This window comes from Siminovitchia jepli (genome assembly GCF_047228825.1).
Classification (GTDB): domain Bacteria; phylum Bacillota; class Bacilli; order Bacillales; family Bacillaceae_C; genus Siminovitchia.
Map to the genome: position 1 here is coordinate 1 of NZ_JBFEGN010000089.1, position 13,955 is coordinate 13,955.

At 44.6% G+C, this 13,955-nt stretch carries 9 protein-coding genes; 1 reads left to right on the top strand and 8 read right to left on the bottom strand.

Annotated elements, in window-relative coordinates; all coding sequences use genetic code 11:
• The 8 genes from AB1L08_RS18935 to pcrB all read right to left on the bottom strand — a co-directional run.
• Positions 1 to 638, bottom strand: a 638-nt coding sequence (locus AB1L08_RS18935; RefSeq protein WP_413066199.1) for an SH3 domain-containing protein, incomplete at its 3' end; no start/stop codon positions are given.
• 1,361 nt (positions 639 to 1,999) lie between these two features.
• Entirely contained in the window at positions 2,000 to 3,430 is a 1,431-nt protein-coding gene (gatB, locus tag AB1L08_RS18940; RefSeq protein ID WP_413066200.1) for an Asp-tRNA(Asn)/Glu-tRNA(Gln) amidotransferase subunit GatB, read from the bottom strand.
• Between the two features lie 14 nt (positions 3,431 to 3,444).
• Positions 3,445 to 4,902: an Asp-tRNA(Asn)/Glu-tRNA(Gln) amidotransferase subunit GatA gene (gatA, locus tag AB1L08_RS18945; protein ID WP_413066201.1), complete on the bottom strand. Its 1,458-nt coding sequence runs from the start codon at positions 4,900 to 4,902 to the stop codon at positions 3,445 to 3,447.
• A gap of 12 nt (positions 4,903 to 4,914) precedes the next feature.
• The gene (gene gatC / locus AB1L08_RS18950) at positions 4,915 to 5,205 is read right to left on the bottom strand and encodes an Asp-tRNA(Asn)/Glu-tRNA(Gln) amidotransferase subunit GatC (protein ID WP_413066202.1); all 291 of its coding nucleotides are present in this window, start codon (positions 5,203 to 5,205) and stop codon (positions 4,915 to 4,917) included.
• Between the two features lie 109 nt (positions 5,206 to 5,314).
• The gene (locus AB1L08_RS18955) at positions 5,315 to 6,472 is read right to left on the bottom strand and encodes a CamS family sex pheromone protein (RefSeq protein ID WP_413066203.1); all 1,158 of its coding nucleotides are present in this window, start codon (positions 6,470 to 6,472) and stop codon (positions 5,315 to 5,317) included.
• A gap of 16 nt (positions 6,473 to 6,488) precedes the next feature.
• Entirely contained in the window at positions 6,489 to 8,495 is a 2,007-nt protein-coding gene (ligA, locus tag AB1L08_RS18960; RefSeq protein ID WP_413066204.1) for an NAD-dependent DNA ligase LigA, read from the bottom strand.
• A gap of 63 nt (positions 8,496 to 8,558) precedes the next feature.
• Positions 8,559 to 10,763 (bottom strand): DNA helicase PcrA, encoded by a 2,205-nt coding sequence (pcrA, locus tag AB1L08_RS18965; RefSeq protein ID WP_413066205.1) that lies wholly within the window; start codon positions 10,761 to 10,763, stop codon positions 8,559 to 8,561.
• 46 nt (positions 10,764 to 10,809) lie between these two features.
• A complete protein-coding gene (pcrB, locus tag AB1L08_RS18970) occupies positions 10,810 to 11,493 on the bottom strand; it encodes a heptaprenylglyceryl phosphate synthase (RefSeq protein ID WP_413066206.1) in 684 nt (227 codons plus the stop codon).
• 774 nt (positions 11,494 to 12,267) lie between these two features.
• Between pcrB and AB1L08_RS18975 the strand changes: the two genes are divergently transcribed.
• On the top strand, positions 12,268 to 12,987 hold the full coding sequence (locus AB1L08_RS18975) for a GDSL-type esterase/lipase family protein (protein ID WP_413066207.1): 720 nt from the start codon (positions 12,268 to 12,270) through the stop codon (positions 12,985 to 12,987).
• Positions 12,988 to 13,955: the final 968 nt, after the last annotated feature.

Here is a 13,955-nt window from a genome sequence, read left to right on the forward strand (position 1 = left end):
CTTCTTAAATTAAGGGTTGAGCCGGGGTTCACAGACACATACTTCGTCGTTCCCTGAGCCGGTGATGAAGCATCCGGTTTGGCGGACGTTGATGAAGCCGGCTTGCCGGACAAATATTGGCTGCTTACATACCCGGTTTTGCCGTTCGCTGTAATTTTCGACCAGCCGTTTGATTCCGACAAAACGGTCACTTGCGTACCTCTGGATAATTTGCCGACGACCGCTCCGACCGTTGACGGCGTACTTCTTAGATGGAGGGCCGACCCGGGATTCACTGAGACATATTTCGTCGCAGTTTTAACCGGTGAAGGCGGGCTCGGTTTGGCGGACGTTGGGGAGGCCGGCTTGCCGGATAAATATTGGCTGCTTACATAGCCCGTCTTGCCGCCCGCCGTGATTTTCGACCACCCGTTTGACTCCGACAAAACGGTCACCTGCGTACCTTTGGATAATTTGCCGATGACCTCTCCGGCCGTTGACGGCGTACTTCTCAGATGGAGGGCCGAACCGGGATTCACTGAGACATATTTACTTTCAAATTGGGGCTTTTGCTCTGCGGCCTGAACAGCCTCTTCAAAAGCGGTTGTTGATAAAGCAGCAAAACACAATCCCGGAATAATTATCAGCTGTTTTTTCATTTTATCTCTCCTTTATTTAATGGTGTATGGATTGGCACAAAGGTGGTTAATGGTTTTCTCTGCTCTTGTGTTCAGTCAATATCTCACATTGACCCTGATTTTCCGCACCATGGCGAGAGGACATTATTTCTTCGCCATTTCCATGTACATTTGGGCTGAATTTGAAATAAGAGATGGCCGATCTCTTCGGTAAAAAACTTTTTTAGCGCCGAAAAGGTTTCGCTTTTTCGGATTTAATATGTAAGTGGCATGGTAAACTGATTCCCACATCAAAAAGAACCCGATGAACGAAGGCTGGAAATTCTTTCTGTCTTATGTTTAGACATAATTCTCTCATCCTCCCAAGAAAGTCTTTTTCTTAATACCCTTTAAAGAAGGAGCCAGAACCTTTATATTCAACTTTTATATAAAATCAAACTTTTATCCCGTCGTACTTTTATCCTACCATACTTTTATCCTAAAATAACCAGTTATCATGTCAAATATTTAATATTTTGCTAGATATTACCGATATTTTTGTTTCTTTTTAAACGAATTTTGTGGAAAGGAACTCTTTTTCCCAAATTCAAATGGGTTAAAAGATGTGATAATAAAGCATTAATCCTAATATTATCTGCACTTTTTTTGGAAATTGATGGCTGTGAATAGAGATTTTATCCCTAAAAAAAATCTCCCGGGCGAGCAAAATATTGCCCTGGAGATGTTAATGCGGTGCAGACAGTCTCTTTGAACTAGTAGATACCTTTGTAAAGATCGCATCATAGATGGATAGAGACAAAAGACCCCCTCATTTGTTACCTTTCATTTTTTTGAAACGCCGAGGGAACAAACAAATAAAACCAAATACAACCACCAACCTTCTTCAGGCTCCTAGTATCACTCTATATGACCGAAGCGACGGGTTTTACCCTTTGGTCACTTAGAACCATTCTACGTGAGCCATTAGACGAGTTTTCATCCTTTACGGTCACAAGAACCTTCTGCGTGATCGGAACTAACAAGAAAAGCACATCGCAAACCCGCGGACAAACAAGACGATTCCCAAGGAGACAGTTCGTAAGCGAACAGGGAAGCGGCCAGTAACGTCGAGGAGCCAGGTACTGGAGCTGAACAAAGCAGATGCTTTTTCATTCTAATATTGCATGGGGAAACTTGTGCTTTCTTTCCTTTTTTCATTCATCTTAACAATAAATAAAGCGGGGCTGTTCAAAAAGGGCAAATCCTATGCTATTCAAAAATCAAGAAGGCTTTATATCCACATTCCTGAATAGAAAAGGGGCGTCCAAAAGTCGAAAAATCACTTTTGGACGCCCCAATAAATAAAGTACTTCTGACAAACATGTCTGAAGTGCTCCTGTTTTTCACCTTTTGTCAATCTCTTGTTTAAGCAGTTTGTTGACAAGCGGCGGGTTGGCCTGGCCTTTTGTGGCTTTCATGACTTGGCCCACCAAAAAGCCGAGTGCCCGGTCTTTTCCGTTTTTGTAGTCTTCGATCGATTGCTCGTTGTTATCGAGGACTTCGCCAATGATTTTTAAAAGGGCACCTTCATCGGAGATTTGAACAAGGCCTTTTTCTTTGACGATTGTTTCCGGATCGCCACCCTTTTCAACAAGTTCCCGGAAGACTTTTTTCGCAATTTTGGAGGAGATCGTTCCGTTTTCTATCAGCTTGATCAAGCCTGCAAGCCCTTCAGGTGTAAGGGCGACATCATGAAGCTCCTTCTGCTCGGCGTTCAAATAGGCGGATACCTCACCCATAAGCCAGTTGGAGGCTTGTTTTGCGTCTGCACCGGCCGCGATCGCCGCTTCAAAGAAATCGGACATTTCCTTCGTAAGCGTCAATACCATCGCATCGTACTCCGGGAGTCCGAGTTCTTCAACATAGCGCTGTTTACGGGCATCCGGGAGCTCTGGTATTTCGGAACGGACACGGTTTTTCCATTCATCGTCAATATGGAGCTGGACCAGGTCCGGCTCAGGGAAATAACGGTAATCATCGGCTGTTTCCTTGACGCGCATGAGAATCGTTTCCCCGGTGGATTCATCGTAGCGGCGGGTTTCTTGTAAAATGACGCCCCCTGAGAGCAGCACTTTCTCCTGGCGCTTTTCTTCAAACTCAAGGCCTCTGCGCACAAAATTAAAGGAGTTCAAGTTTTTCAGCTCGGTTTTCGTGCCAAACTCTTCTTGTCCGACCGGACGAAGGGAGATATTGGCGTCGCAGCGAAGGGAGCCTTCTTCCATTTTACAGTCGGAAACACCCGTATATTGGATGATTGATTTTAATTTTTCCAAGTAGGCGTATGCTTCTTCCGGGCTGCGCATATCCGCTTCGGACACGATTTCGATGAGCGGGGTGCCGGCACGGTTTAAGTCAACAAGGGAGTAGCCCATGTTTGTATGCGTCAATTTGCCCGCATCTTCTTCCAGGTGTACGCGGTTAATGCGAATTTTTTTCTTGTTGCCATTCACTTCTATTTCAATCCATCCGTTTTCTCCGATCGGCTGATCCAGCTGGGAAATTTGGTAAGCCTTGGGATTGTCGGGGTAAAAATAGTTTTTCCTGTCAAATTTGGTGACTGTGGCAATTTCGCAATTCAGCGCCATGGCCGCTTTCATGCCGTATTCTACCGCTTTTTTATTTAAAACGGGCAGCACGCCCGGATACGCCAGGTCAATAATCGATGTGTTCGCATTGGGCTCGGCCCCGAAATGATTTGGCGCAGGCGAAAATATTTTGGAATCTGTTTTTAACTCGACGTGTACTTCAAGACCAATTACCGTTTCAAAGTTCATTTCATTTTCACCCCTTACAATTGTGGTTTTTGCTGATGATAGTCTGTCGCTTGTTCGAACGCGTGAGCCACGCGGTAAATCGTTTTTTCATCAAAATAATTTCCGATGATCTGCAGGCCTAAAGGCAATCCGTTTGTAAAGCCGCATGGAACGGAAATTGCCGGAACGCCAGCCAGGTTCACCGGAATCGTCAATAGGTCACCGGCATACATCGTCAACAAATCGTCGATCACTTCGCCCATTTTATAAGCGGGTGTCGGGGTTGTCGGACCGATAATGACGTCATATTCAGAGAAAATATTGTCAAAGTCTTGCTTGATCAAGGTACGCACTTGCTGTGCTTTTTTGTAATAGGCGTCGTAATAGCCGGCGCTAAGTGCAAAAGTTCCCAGCATGATCCGGCGTTTGACTTCATCGCCAAATCCTTCGGAACGGGTTTTCTTGTATAAGTCGATCAAGCTCTCCGGATCAGGCGTTCTGTATCCGTAACGAACCCCGTCAAACCGGGCCAGGTTTGATGATGCTTCAGAGGAAGTAAGGATATAATAAGTAGCTACCCCGTATTTTGAATGCGGAAGAGACACTTCTTCCCAAGTCGCCCCGAGGCCCTCCAATACTTTCAAAGCCGCCAAAACGGATTCCCTTGATGCTTCACTTACTCCGTCACCCAGATATTCTTTTGGAACAGCTATTTTCAAGCCTTTTATATCACCGGTCAGCGCTGCCGTATAACCAGGAACTTCCTTTTCAATGGAAGTGGAATCCCGATGGTCATGGCCGGCAATGGCTTCCATAACGATCGCGTTGTCTTCTACGTTCCTCGTAATCGGGCCGATTTGGTCCAAAGAAGAAGCAAATGCAACGAGTCCCGATCTGGAAACCCGCCCGTATGTAGGTTTTAATCCGACGACGCCGCAAAAAGCCGCCGGCTGGCGAATCGAACCGCCTGTGTCGCTTCCAAGCGCAAACATGATTTCGCCTGCTGCCACCGCTGCTGCCGAACCGCCGGATGAACCTCCCGGGACGTGGTCTGATTTCCACGGGTTGAACGTTGGATGAAAAGCCGATGTTTCTGTTGTTGAACCCATGGCGAATTCATCCATATTCGTTTTGCCGATGGTAACAGCGCCTTTCTCATTCAATTTTTCCATGACAGTGGCGTCATAAATAGGATCAAAGTTTTCGAGCATTTTACTGGCGCACGTTGTCACGAGATTTTTTGTAACGATATTATCCTTGATGCCGGACGGAATGCCGAAAAGCGGCTGGCCGCTTGCTTCTGACCCGATTTTTCCGTCCAGCTCTTTTGCCTGCTGCCGAACCTTTTCTTCATCTACGGTGATGAATGCTTTCACCTTATCTTCCACCTCGTTGATCCGCTTGAAAGACTCCTCAACAAGGTCGGAAACGGATATTTCTTTTTTATGTAAAAGCTCATGGACATCTTTTATCTTTTGATCGAATATAGACATGGGTTTCCCTCCTTATTCCAAAATCGCCGGTACTTTAATATGGCCGCCTTCATGTTCCGGAACATTTTTCATTACTTCTTCGAGTGAAAGTCCTTTTTCCGGTACATCTTCACGCATGACATTTTTTTGGTCAAATACATGCGAAGTCGGTTCAATATTGGCGGTATCGAGTTCATCCAATACCTCCGCCATTTGCAAAATTTGATCCAGTTCGTTCGTAAACTGAGCCGCTTCTTCCTCATTTATTTCCAAACGGGCCAAATTTGCGATGTGATACACTTGTTCTTTTGAAATTCCAGACACTTTTTTCCACCTCCGGTATGTTTTCGGACCCCTTGCAATACTATTGATCATATCAAAAAAAGTTTGGATCGGGCAAGCGGGATCAGCCTTTCACCGCATTTGCCCCTCCTTAATAAACATGCACAAACGGTTCTTTTTCCCCCGCTTTTTTGACGATCAGCGCTTCGGCGCCGTTCACCGATGTAATGTCCACTTCTACGTTTACATGATCGGAGAAATGGTCCATGACGAGCGAAGCCGCCCATTGGGTAAATCCGATAATTTCAGCTTTACCAAACATTTGAATCGGAATTTCAATCTTCAAATCGACAAGCTGGCTGTCTTTGTAAAAAGCCTTTCCGATGACTCCGTTATAGTTTGGAAAATACTTCTCTATGTCATCTTTAAACCGTAAATAATCGGGAAGATCGTCCCGGTGATTTTTCTCGGCTTCTTCGGATGGAAAAAGGACGTATTTTTCCTTGATATCTTTCCACTCGCCCAAAGTGGCACTGCCTTCCCCAGCCTTTGCATAGGCAAAAAAGTTTCCGGGAACAACCGCGTTTTTGCCTTTTTGCTCAAAAAGCGCCACGATAATCGGAACATTCCCCAGCCCTTTCATATTCCGCATCCGTTTAACAACTTCTTCTGCTATTTTCTTCCCTTCCTGGGTCATTTTTTCGCGGGTAATCTCCTGCTCAAACGTCGCCCCATATTTTTCTTTTTGATAGTAATGGACAGAATTGAGGGCAAGCCCGACAACAACACCGCTCAATTTGACCGATTTGTCGTTTTTGATCAAATAATTGTGCTCTAAAATATGGGCTAAATAAATCGGGTTTCTCTCATTTTGTTCCTCGATGGACCCTTTGCCGTCATTTAACGGATTCAAGCCTATGTTTTGCTCTTCTTTCAGGCCGCGTTCCTTCAGCTGTTCTTTCGTGAATTTGCGATTCAGCCACAGGCTTACTGTATCCTTGTCCAGATGCTGCCCTTCCTGGAATACATACTTATCCGGAGAAAATTCCTCCTTGGCGACCCTCATCAAACCGTTCTCGAATTCATTAATGTCGTAGCGGGAATTTAAATTCGACACGACCAACCCTCTTGCCTTGCTCGGTTCAAAGGGCAAAATGGTCCGGTATGAATCGGACATTTGATAATTCGGGATGATGGAAGCCTCTTTTTTTGCATCCCCCTTTTGGGCAACTTCCGCATCCTTACTAAAACCGGGGGCACAGCCAGTCAGCAATATACCTGCCAATAGAAGTGAAAACCATTTTTTCATTTCTCATTTTCCACCTTTAGTGTTCAAGTTGTTCCAAAAATTTTTCCTCGTCCCAAATGTCGATGCCCAGCTCCTGGGCTTTTGCCAGTTTTGATCCGGCATCCTCGCCGGCAATGACCAGGTCTGTTTTCCTGCTTACGCTGCCGGTGACATTTCCGCCGAGCATTTCGATCTTTTTCTTTGCCTCTCCGCGTGTCAATTTCTCCAGTTTTCCTGTCAGTACAATGGTTTTCCCGGCAAAAACCGATTCGACATTGCTTTGTGCAGCCTGGCGCGGCCCGCGATAAACCATGTTCACACCGGCAGCTTTCAATTCATCAATCAGTTGTTTTACTTCTTCATTATCAAAATAAGTTACGATCGAATCCGACATTTTCTCTCCGATTTCAGGGATCGACTGCAATTCCTCATCTGTCGCTTTCATCAGTTGATCCATCGTTCCGTAATGCTCGGATAAAATTTTTGCCGCTTTTTCGCCGACATGGCGGATACCAAGGCCGAATAACAGCTTTTCCAATGAATTGCTCTTTGATTTTTCAATCGCTTCAAGCAGATTGTTAACGGACTTTTCACCCATTCGTTCAAGCTTTAAAAGCTCTTCTTTTTCCAAAAAGTAAAGATCTGCGGCATCTTTTACCAGGCCGCGTAAAAATAATTGTCCAATGACCTTTTCTCCGAGCCCTTCAATATTCATCGCATTTCTGGAGACGAAATGAATGAGGCTTTCCCTGATATGGGCCGGGCATTTCGGGTTGATGCAGCGAAGGGCCACCTCGCCTTCCAGGCGTACGAGGTCACTCCCGCATTCCGGGCATTGCGCCGGCATATGGAAAACGGTCTCTTCGCCTGTTCTTCTTTCGGTTAATACGTTGACAACTTCCGGAATAATGTCGCCCGCTTTTTTGACCACTACCCAATCACCGATCATAATATCTTTTTCGCGGATTAGATCTTCGTTATGAAGTGAAGCACGCTGGACGGTTGTGCCTGCCACCTGGACAGGTTCCAATATGGCGGTCGGGGTCACGACGCCCGTTCTGCCGACACTCAATTCAATATTGGTCAGTTTCGTAACGACCTCCTCAGCAGGGAATTTGTAAGCAATCGCCCAGCGCGGCGACTTGGCCGTCCTTCCAAGCTGCTCTTGCTGCTTCAGGGAGTCTACTTTGATCACAATTCCGTCAATATCGTAATCAAGGGAAGACCGCCTTTCGGTCCAGGAACTGACATATTCGATTACTTCATTTATATTGAGACATTTTTTCCATTCCTTGTTCACTTTCAAGCCGAGGCGGGAAAGCAGCTCCAAAGATTCGCTGTGAGTCGAGATGTCAAGAGTGCCGGCTTCCCCGATGCCGTATAGAAAAATATCCAGATGGCGGGAGGCCGCTATTCTTGGATCGAGCTGGCGCAAAGAGCCTGCTGCTGCGTTTCTTGGGTTGGCAAACAGCATTTCGCCTTTTTGTGCCCGCATTTTATTTAATTGCTCAAATGATTTTCTCGGCATGTAAGCTTCCCCGCGTACTTCAAAATTCAAATTTTCATTCAACCTGAGCGGAATGGAGCGGATCGTTTTTAAATTGGCCGTAATGTTTTCGCCAACCATCCCGTCACCCCTTGTCGATCCCATGACGAACAGCCCGTCTTCATAACGCAGTGATACAGCAAGACCGTCTATTTTCAGCTCGCACACATATGCATAATGTTCGCCGATCGCCTGGCGGACGCGGCGGTCGAAATCCCGCAAATCCGCCTCACTGAACGCATTGGCGAGACTCAGCATCGGCGATTCATGCTCCACCTTTTCAAACGCGGAGAGTGCTTCACCGCCCACGCGCTGTGTTGGCGACTCCGGAACCACAAGATCGGGGAATTTTTGTTCAATCTCGATCAATTCGTTCATGAGCCGGTCATATTCCGCGTCCGGGACAGACGGATTATCCAAAACATAGTACTCGTAATTGTATTGATTTAATAAATTGTGGAGTTCCTTAATCCGTTTGGCAGCAGTTCCACGGTCCATGTCAACAGCCCTTTCTAACAGCGTTTTTACAATAACCGGACAGGCACCTCTTTTCGTGTGCCATTACACTTTCTTGATCGGGGCAAATTCGGCCAGCAGGCGCTTAATGCCGGTTGGGCTCGGAAATGCGATGTCCAGTTCTACACTGGCATTTTCATTTTTAATGCTCACAACTGTGCCGACTCCCCATTTTTTATGTTCGGCTTTATCGCCGACTTTCCATTGTATTTGTTCTTCCCGGGAAGCCGGTTCCGGCCTTGTGGCCTGCTTATAGGCTTTTTTGCCCGGTTCAAACCCGAAAGAAATCCTTCTTGTGTCCACTTCAACAATTGTTTCCAATAATTCATCCGGGATTTCGTCGATAAAACGGGAGGCCGGATTCATATTCGTGCGCCCGTAAAGGGTGCGCATTTCGGCGTTTGTCAAATAAAGTTCCTCTTCGGCCCGTGTAATACCGACATAGGCAAGCCGGCGTTCTTCCTCCATCTCCTCTTCGTCTATCAAGGAGCGGTTGTGGGGAAAAATGCCTTCTTCCATGCCGATCAAAAATACGATGGGAAACTCCAATCCTTTCGCCGAGTGGAGTGTCATGAGAGTGACAGCGTCAGAAGCGGCACCTTCATTGTCCAGCTGGTCGATATCCGCAACAAGTGCCAAGTCCGTTAAAAAAGCAACCAGGCTTTTATCATCATTTTGAGCTTCAAAACTTTTTGTAACAGACAAGAATTCCTCGATATTTTCCAGGCGGCTTTCTGCTTCCAATGATTTTTCGGCTTTCAGCATGTCCCTGTACCCGGATTTTTCAATGACTTCTTCAACCAGTTCCGTTACTGACAAAAATTCCTGCATTTGGGCAAAATTTTTGATGAGTTCATAAAAGGCGGCTGCCGAGTTGGCAGCTCTTCCGCTCAATCCGATAAAATCGGCTTCACCGAGTGACTCAAACATGGATAGATCCCGTTCATTCGCGTATGCCGAAATCTTGTCAACGGAGCTGGCGCCAATCCCCCGTTTTGGTACGTTGATAATGCGCTGGAAGCTGACATCATCGTCGGGATTGGCGATCAGGCGCAAATACGCGAGCAAGTCTTTAATTTCTTTCCGGTCATAGAACTTCGTTCCGCCGACGATATTGTATGGAATGTTTGATTTTATCAAAACTTCCTCCATCACACGGGATTGGGCGTTTGTCCGATACAAAATCGCGATATCCGACCGGGAACGCTTGCCTGCTTCTGTCAGTTCCTTGATTTTTCCGGCCACAAATTGGGCCTCTGTTTTTTCACCCTCCGCACGGTAATAGACAATTGCTTTTCCATCATCATTATCCGTCCACAAATTTTTCGGTTTGCGGTTAACATTATTTTTAATCACTTCATTGGCTGCTTCCAAAATCTTCTTCGTGGACCGATAATTTTGCTCAAGTAAAATGACGTTTGCGTTCGGGTAGTCTTTTTCAAACGACAAAATATTGGCGATATCCGCACCGCGCCATCTATATATCGACTGGTCGGAATCCCCTACCACACACAAGTTTTTAAAACGGGCAGCGAGCAGTTTGACAAGCGTATATTGCGCCCTGTTCGTATCCTGGTATTCATCGACATGAATATAATGAAACTTTCTTTGATAGTATTCCAATACTTCAGGCACTCTTTCAAAAAGCTGGATCGTCACCATGATCAGATCATCAAAATCAAGGGCGGAATTTCTTCTTAAACGGCGCTGGTATTCCTTATACACATCGCTGACCACTTTTTCATAGTATCCGGCTGCAGATTTTTCATATTCATCCGCATCCACGAGTTCATTTTTCGCATTGCTGATTGCGCCGAGGATCGCCCTTGGATCAAACTTTTTCGAATCGATATTTAACTCTTTTAAAATATTTTTGATGACGGAAAGCTGGTCGGTCGTATCCAAAATCGTAAAATTGCGGTTGTAGCCGAGCCGGTCAATGTCACGCCGCAGCATCCGGACACACATTGAATGGAACGTTGAGATCCATACATTCTGTGCCGATTCTCCCATAATGGCGCCAATCCGCTCTTTCATTTCTCTTGCAGCTTTATTCGTAAACGTAATCGCCAAAATATTGTACGGATTGACCCCTTTTTCCACCATTAAATAGGCCACACGGTGTGTCAGAACCCGCGTTTTTCCGCTTCCGGCCCCGGCCATGATCAGCAGCGGCCCTTCGGTCGTTTTAACGGCCTCTATTTGCTTTGGATTCAATCCTTCCAACAGATTTTCTGTTAAAAATTGCACAAGAACCACCACCTTTTCAAGAACACCCGTTCTTATTATAACATGTTTATTTTACGGCCCGTACTGTTTTCAGCGCTTCTTTCAAATTATCGTAAACGGCATTTCCGACGACGATTACATCAGCATACGCGCCCATTTCCGCCGCCTGCCAGGCTGTCGAAATGCCTCCTCCGTAAAATAACGTCGTCACGGAAAGCTCTTCTTTTACTGCCCGTACAAGCGCGGGTTCTCCATATGTACCACTATACTCCAAATAGAATATCGGCATACGAAACATTTTTTCTGCCATCATGGCGTAGGCCGCCACGTCTTCCACCGAAAGATTTGTATTTGCGTCCGTCAATTTGGCAGCCTTGCAATCCGCATTTAAAATACAATAGCCTTCAACGCACACTTCCTCCCAATCCATGAGCGCACCATACTCTTTCATGGCTTCTCTATGCAGGCCGGTGACCCAGCGCACATCGCGGCTGTTTAAAACAGTCGGGATAAAATATATGTCAAATCCTGGCGTAATCGATTCGAGATTGCTCACTTCCAGCACGCAAGGCACGGTAAACCGCCGCACTTTGGCCATAAGCTCAAGTACATTGTCAAGCGTCACCCCGTCCGTGCCGCCAATCATAATGGCATCGGTACCGGACTCGCATACTTTTTCCAAATCGCCAGGCGATAATTCCTTATTCGGGTCCAGTTTAAACACATGGCGCCATTTCCTGACATCATACACGTCAATGTCCTCCATTCTCCAATTCCGTACCCTATTATATCATTATAGAGTCGAATCTCCGAGTTGAAAAATGAATATTTCGGACGGTAAAAATAAAGTACTGCAATACTGAAAAGTGAAGCAAAAACCCATAATGCTTATACGGTACATAGATTCCTTCCGATGCAAATATTTCATCTTTTAATTAAGCACTGACAAAAGCCAAAACAGCGGAACTTCCCATGCCTTCTGCCTTCCTTTCCTGGCGGATTCTTAACGGCCGTATGGATCCGCTTTTAGCTTTTCCCGCTTCTAGTATAACTAGCCTTTCGAGAGGCGTTAAACGCGATCAGCTCCAACTGTCTGTTTAGGATGAATACGAGCCGAGGGGTTACTTTTTCTGTCCGTTTTTTTCAAAATACGAGCCGGTATGGGGTTTTTACTGTCCAATCTTATCGAAATACGAGCCGTTAAGGGACCTTTACTGTCCTGTCTTTTAAAAATACGATCCAAAACCTGGGAAAAAACACGTTCCGAGTCCTGAAATTCTTCTTCTATTTAGGGTAAATATAAGAGGAAACATTCAATCTTTTCACTTGGCCCAATCGTCCAGCACAGCTCTTCTTCTATTTGGCCATTTAAAACATATTAAACCTATACCTATCCTATATGGAGCATTATTAGTGGATGGAAAACCGATTTTTTGTAATAATTTTGTTACATTGATGAAATTTATGTAACAAATTTCCGCTAATTTGTGATACCCTTATAACATTAACATGACAGAGGTGCATCATGAATAAATTACTAAAGCGTATTCTTTTCATATCCGTCGGAATGAACTTGGTATTTATCATCTTAACCGGATTTGCGTTCATTAAGTTTGACGGGATGAATAAAGTGAACGCGGGAAATAAGCAGTCGGATGCCATCAAAAGGATAGGCTTTCATTACTACGAAAGAACAACTTTATTTAATGAGCTCTCCATTTCACCTGACTCGATCGTATTCTTGGGAGACAGTCTCACTTTTAGAGCGGAATGGAGCGAGCTCTTTCCGGGTAAAAATGCAATCAATCGCGGAATCGGCCACGATACAACAGCAGGCCTTCTCAAACGATTAGATAAAGTGATAGAAGGGAAGCCCCAAAAAATCTTTATTCTTATTGGGATTAATGACCTGAAGAGTCAAAGAAGCATTTCTGAAACGATCCATAATTACTCAAAAATCATAAAAAGAATACAATCCGGTTCACCAAAAACCGAAATATTTATACAAAGTTTGCTTCCTGTCAATGAAAAAAAGTATGGAAAAATCTTAAGCAACGATAAGATTAAAACAATGAACAAAGAACTGCGGGGATTAGCAAAAAGCAGCGGTGTACAATATATTGACCTCTATTCCGCTTTTTCCAAAAACGATCAGCTGCCCGACAAATATACGGTCGATGGAATCCATTTGACAGGTAAAGGATATATCCGTTGGAAAGAGGCAATAAAAGAATATGTAGAATAGAAAGAATGAGTCTTTTTATGAATCTCCAAGACGGTTTTTGGGAGTTGCTGGCTGCTTTCTTTCTAGAATACCTTTATCCTGCCACGGAAAGATAAACCTTACGATCTTTCTTCCGGTAGGTGCACGGTTCTCTGTTTCTCATGCTAAAGCAAGGCTCATACAAATGTATCAATCATTGCTTCATACTTTTATGTGTACCAACAGACCGAGATCTAACGGATAAGGAATGCTTGCCCGGAAACAGGTTGCATCAATCAACAGAGTTCCCTGACCGGGTTACCATCCCTTTACAAAAGTTACATGTCGGAGGTATCGAAATAGTTTGAATAACCAGTACCAATGATCGTTATCGGAAGGCCCAGCCTTTTTCCAATCTTCTGAGAGGGATTTTGTTTGTGCTCCGTGATGAATGATGGAGGGGTCGTTTCCGAAAGTGTGTCATGGATAAAATATAAAAGAGCACTCCATCGGAAAAAGAGGGTGAGCTTATGATAGTTTTCAGATACATACTTTTTGTCATCTTTTCGACTGTTTCTTCATTATTTAGATTCGGAGGTTTTTTGATGGGGGTTTCCCAAGTGCAGTTCGAATAGATAACGCCTTATTGCCTTATATAATTTAGCCTGATCCTTTAATATATTCATCTCCTTTTCGACCAGGAAAAGAGCTAGGATAAGACTACCAACGATTGTTTGAGTTTCATTGATAGCCATCGGGGAAAAATTCTCCTTGGCATGATTAGTTGATTTCGATTTGTGTTTGTACATGATCGTCTCTTGTCCTAAGTTAGGATGCATTGCATGTACTGAATTTAACCAATTCTACACTTCCTGATAACAAGCTTTTTAAATAGATTATAACAGCGGTCCAGTCTAAAAAATTCAATTCTTTGAATCAATTTCATAATTGCTCTTTATAAAAATTTAATCTTATCCCAGATGAAAAAAAGTACTGCTATGTTTATTTTT

What these genes read in the sequence shown, in the direction of transcription:
- ligA (WP_413066204.1), bottom strand. Translation starts at nt 8,495, where the DNA reads ATGGACCGTGGAACTGCTGCCAAACGGATTAAGGAACTCCACAATTTA.
- AB1L08_RS18975 (WP_413066207.1), top strand. Translation starts at nt 12,268, where the DNA reads ATGAATAAATTACTAAAGCGTATTCTTTTCATATCCGTCGGAATGAAC.
- AB1L08_RS18955 (WP_413066203.1), bottom strand. Translation starts at nt 6,472, where the DNA reads ATGAAAAAATGGTTTTCACTTCTATTGGCAGGTATATTGCTGACTGGC.
- gatB (WP_413066200.1), bottom strand. Translation starts at nt 3,430, where the DNA reads ATGAACTTTGAAACGGTAATTGGTCTTGAAGTACACGTCGAGTTAAAA.
- gatA (WP_413066201.1), bottom strand. Translation starts at nt 4,902, where the DNA reads ATGTCTATATTCGATCAAAAGATAAAAGATGTCCATGAGCTTTTACAT.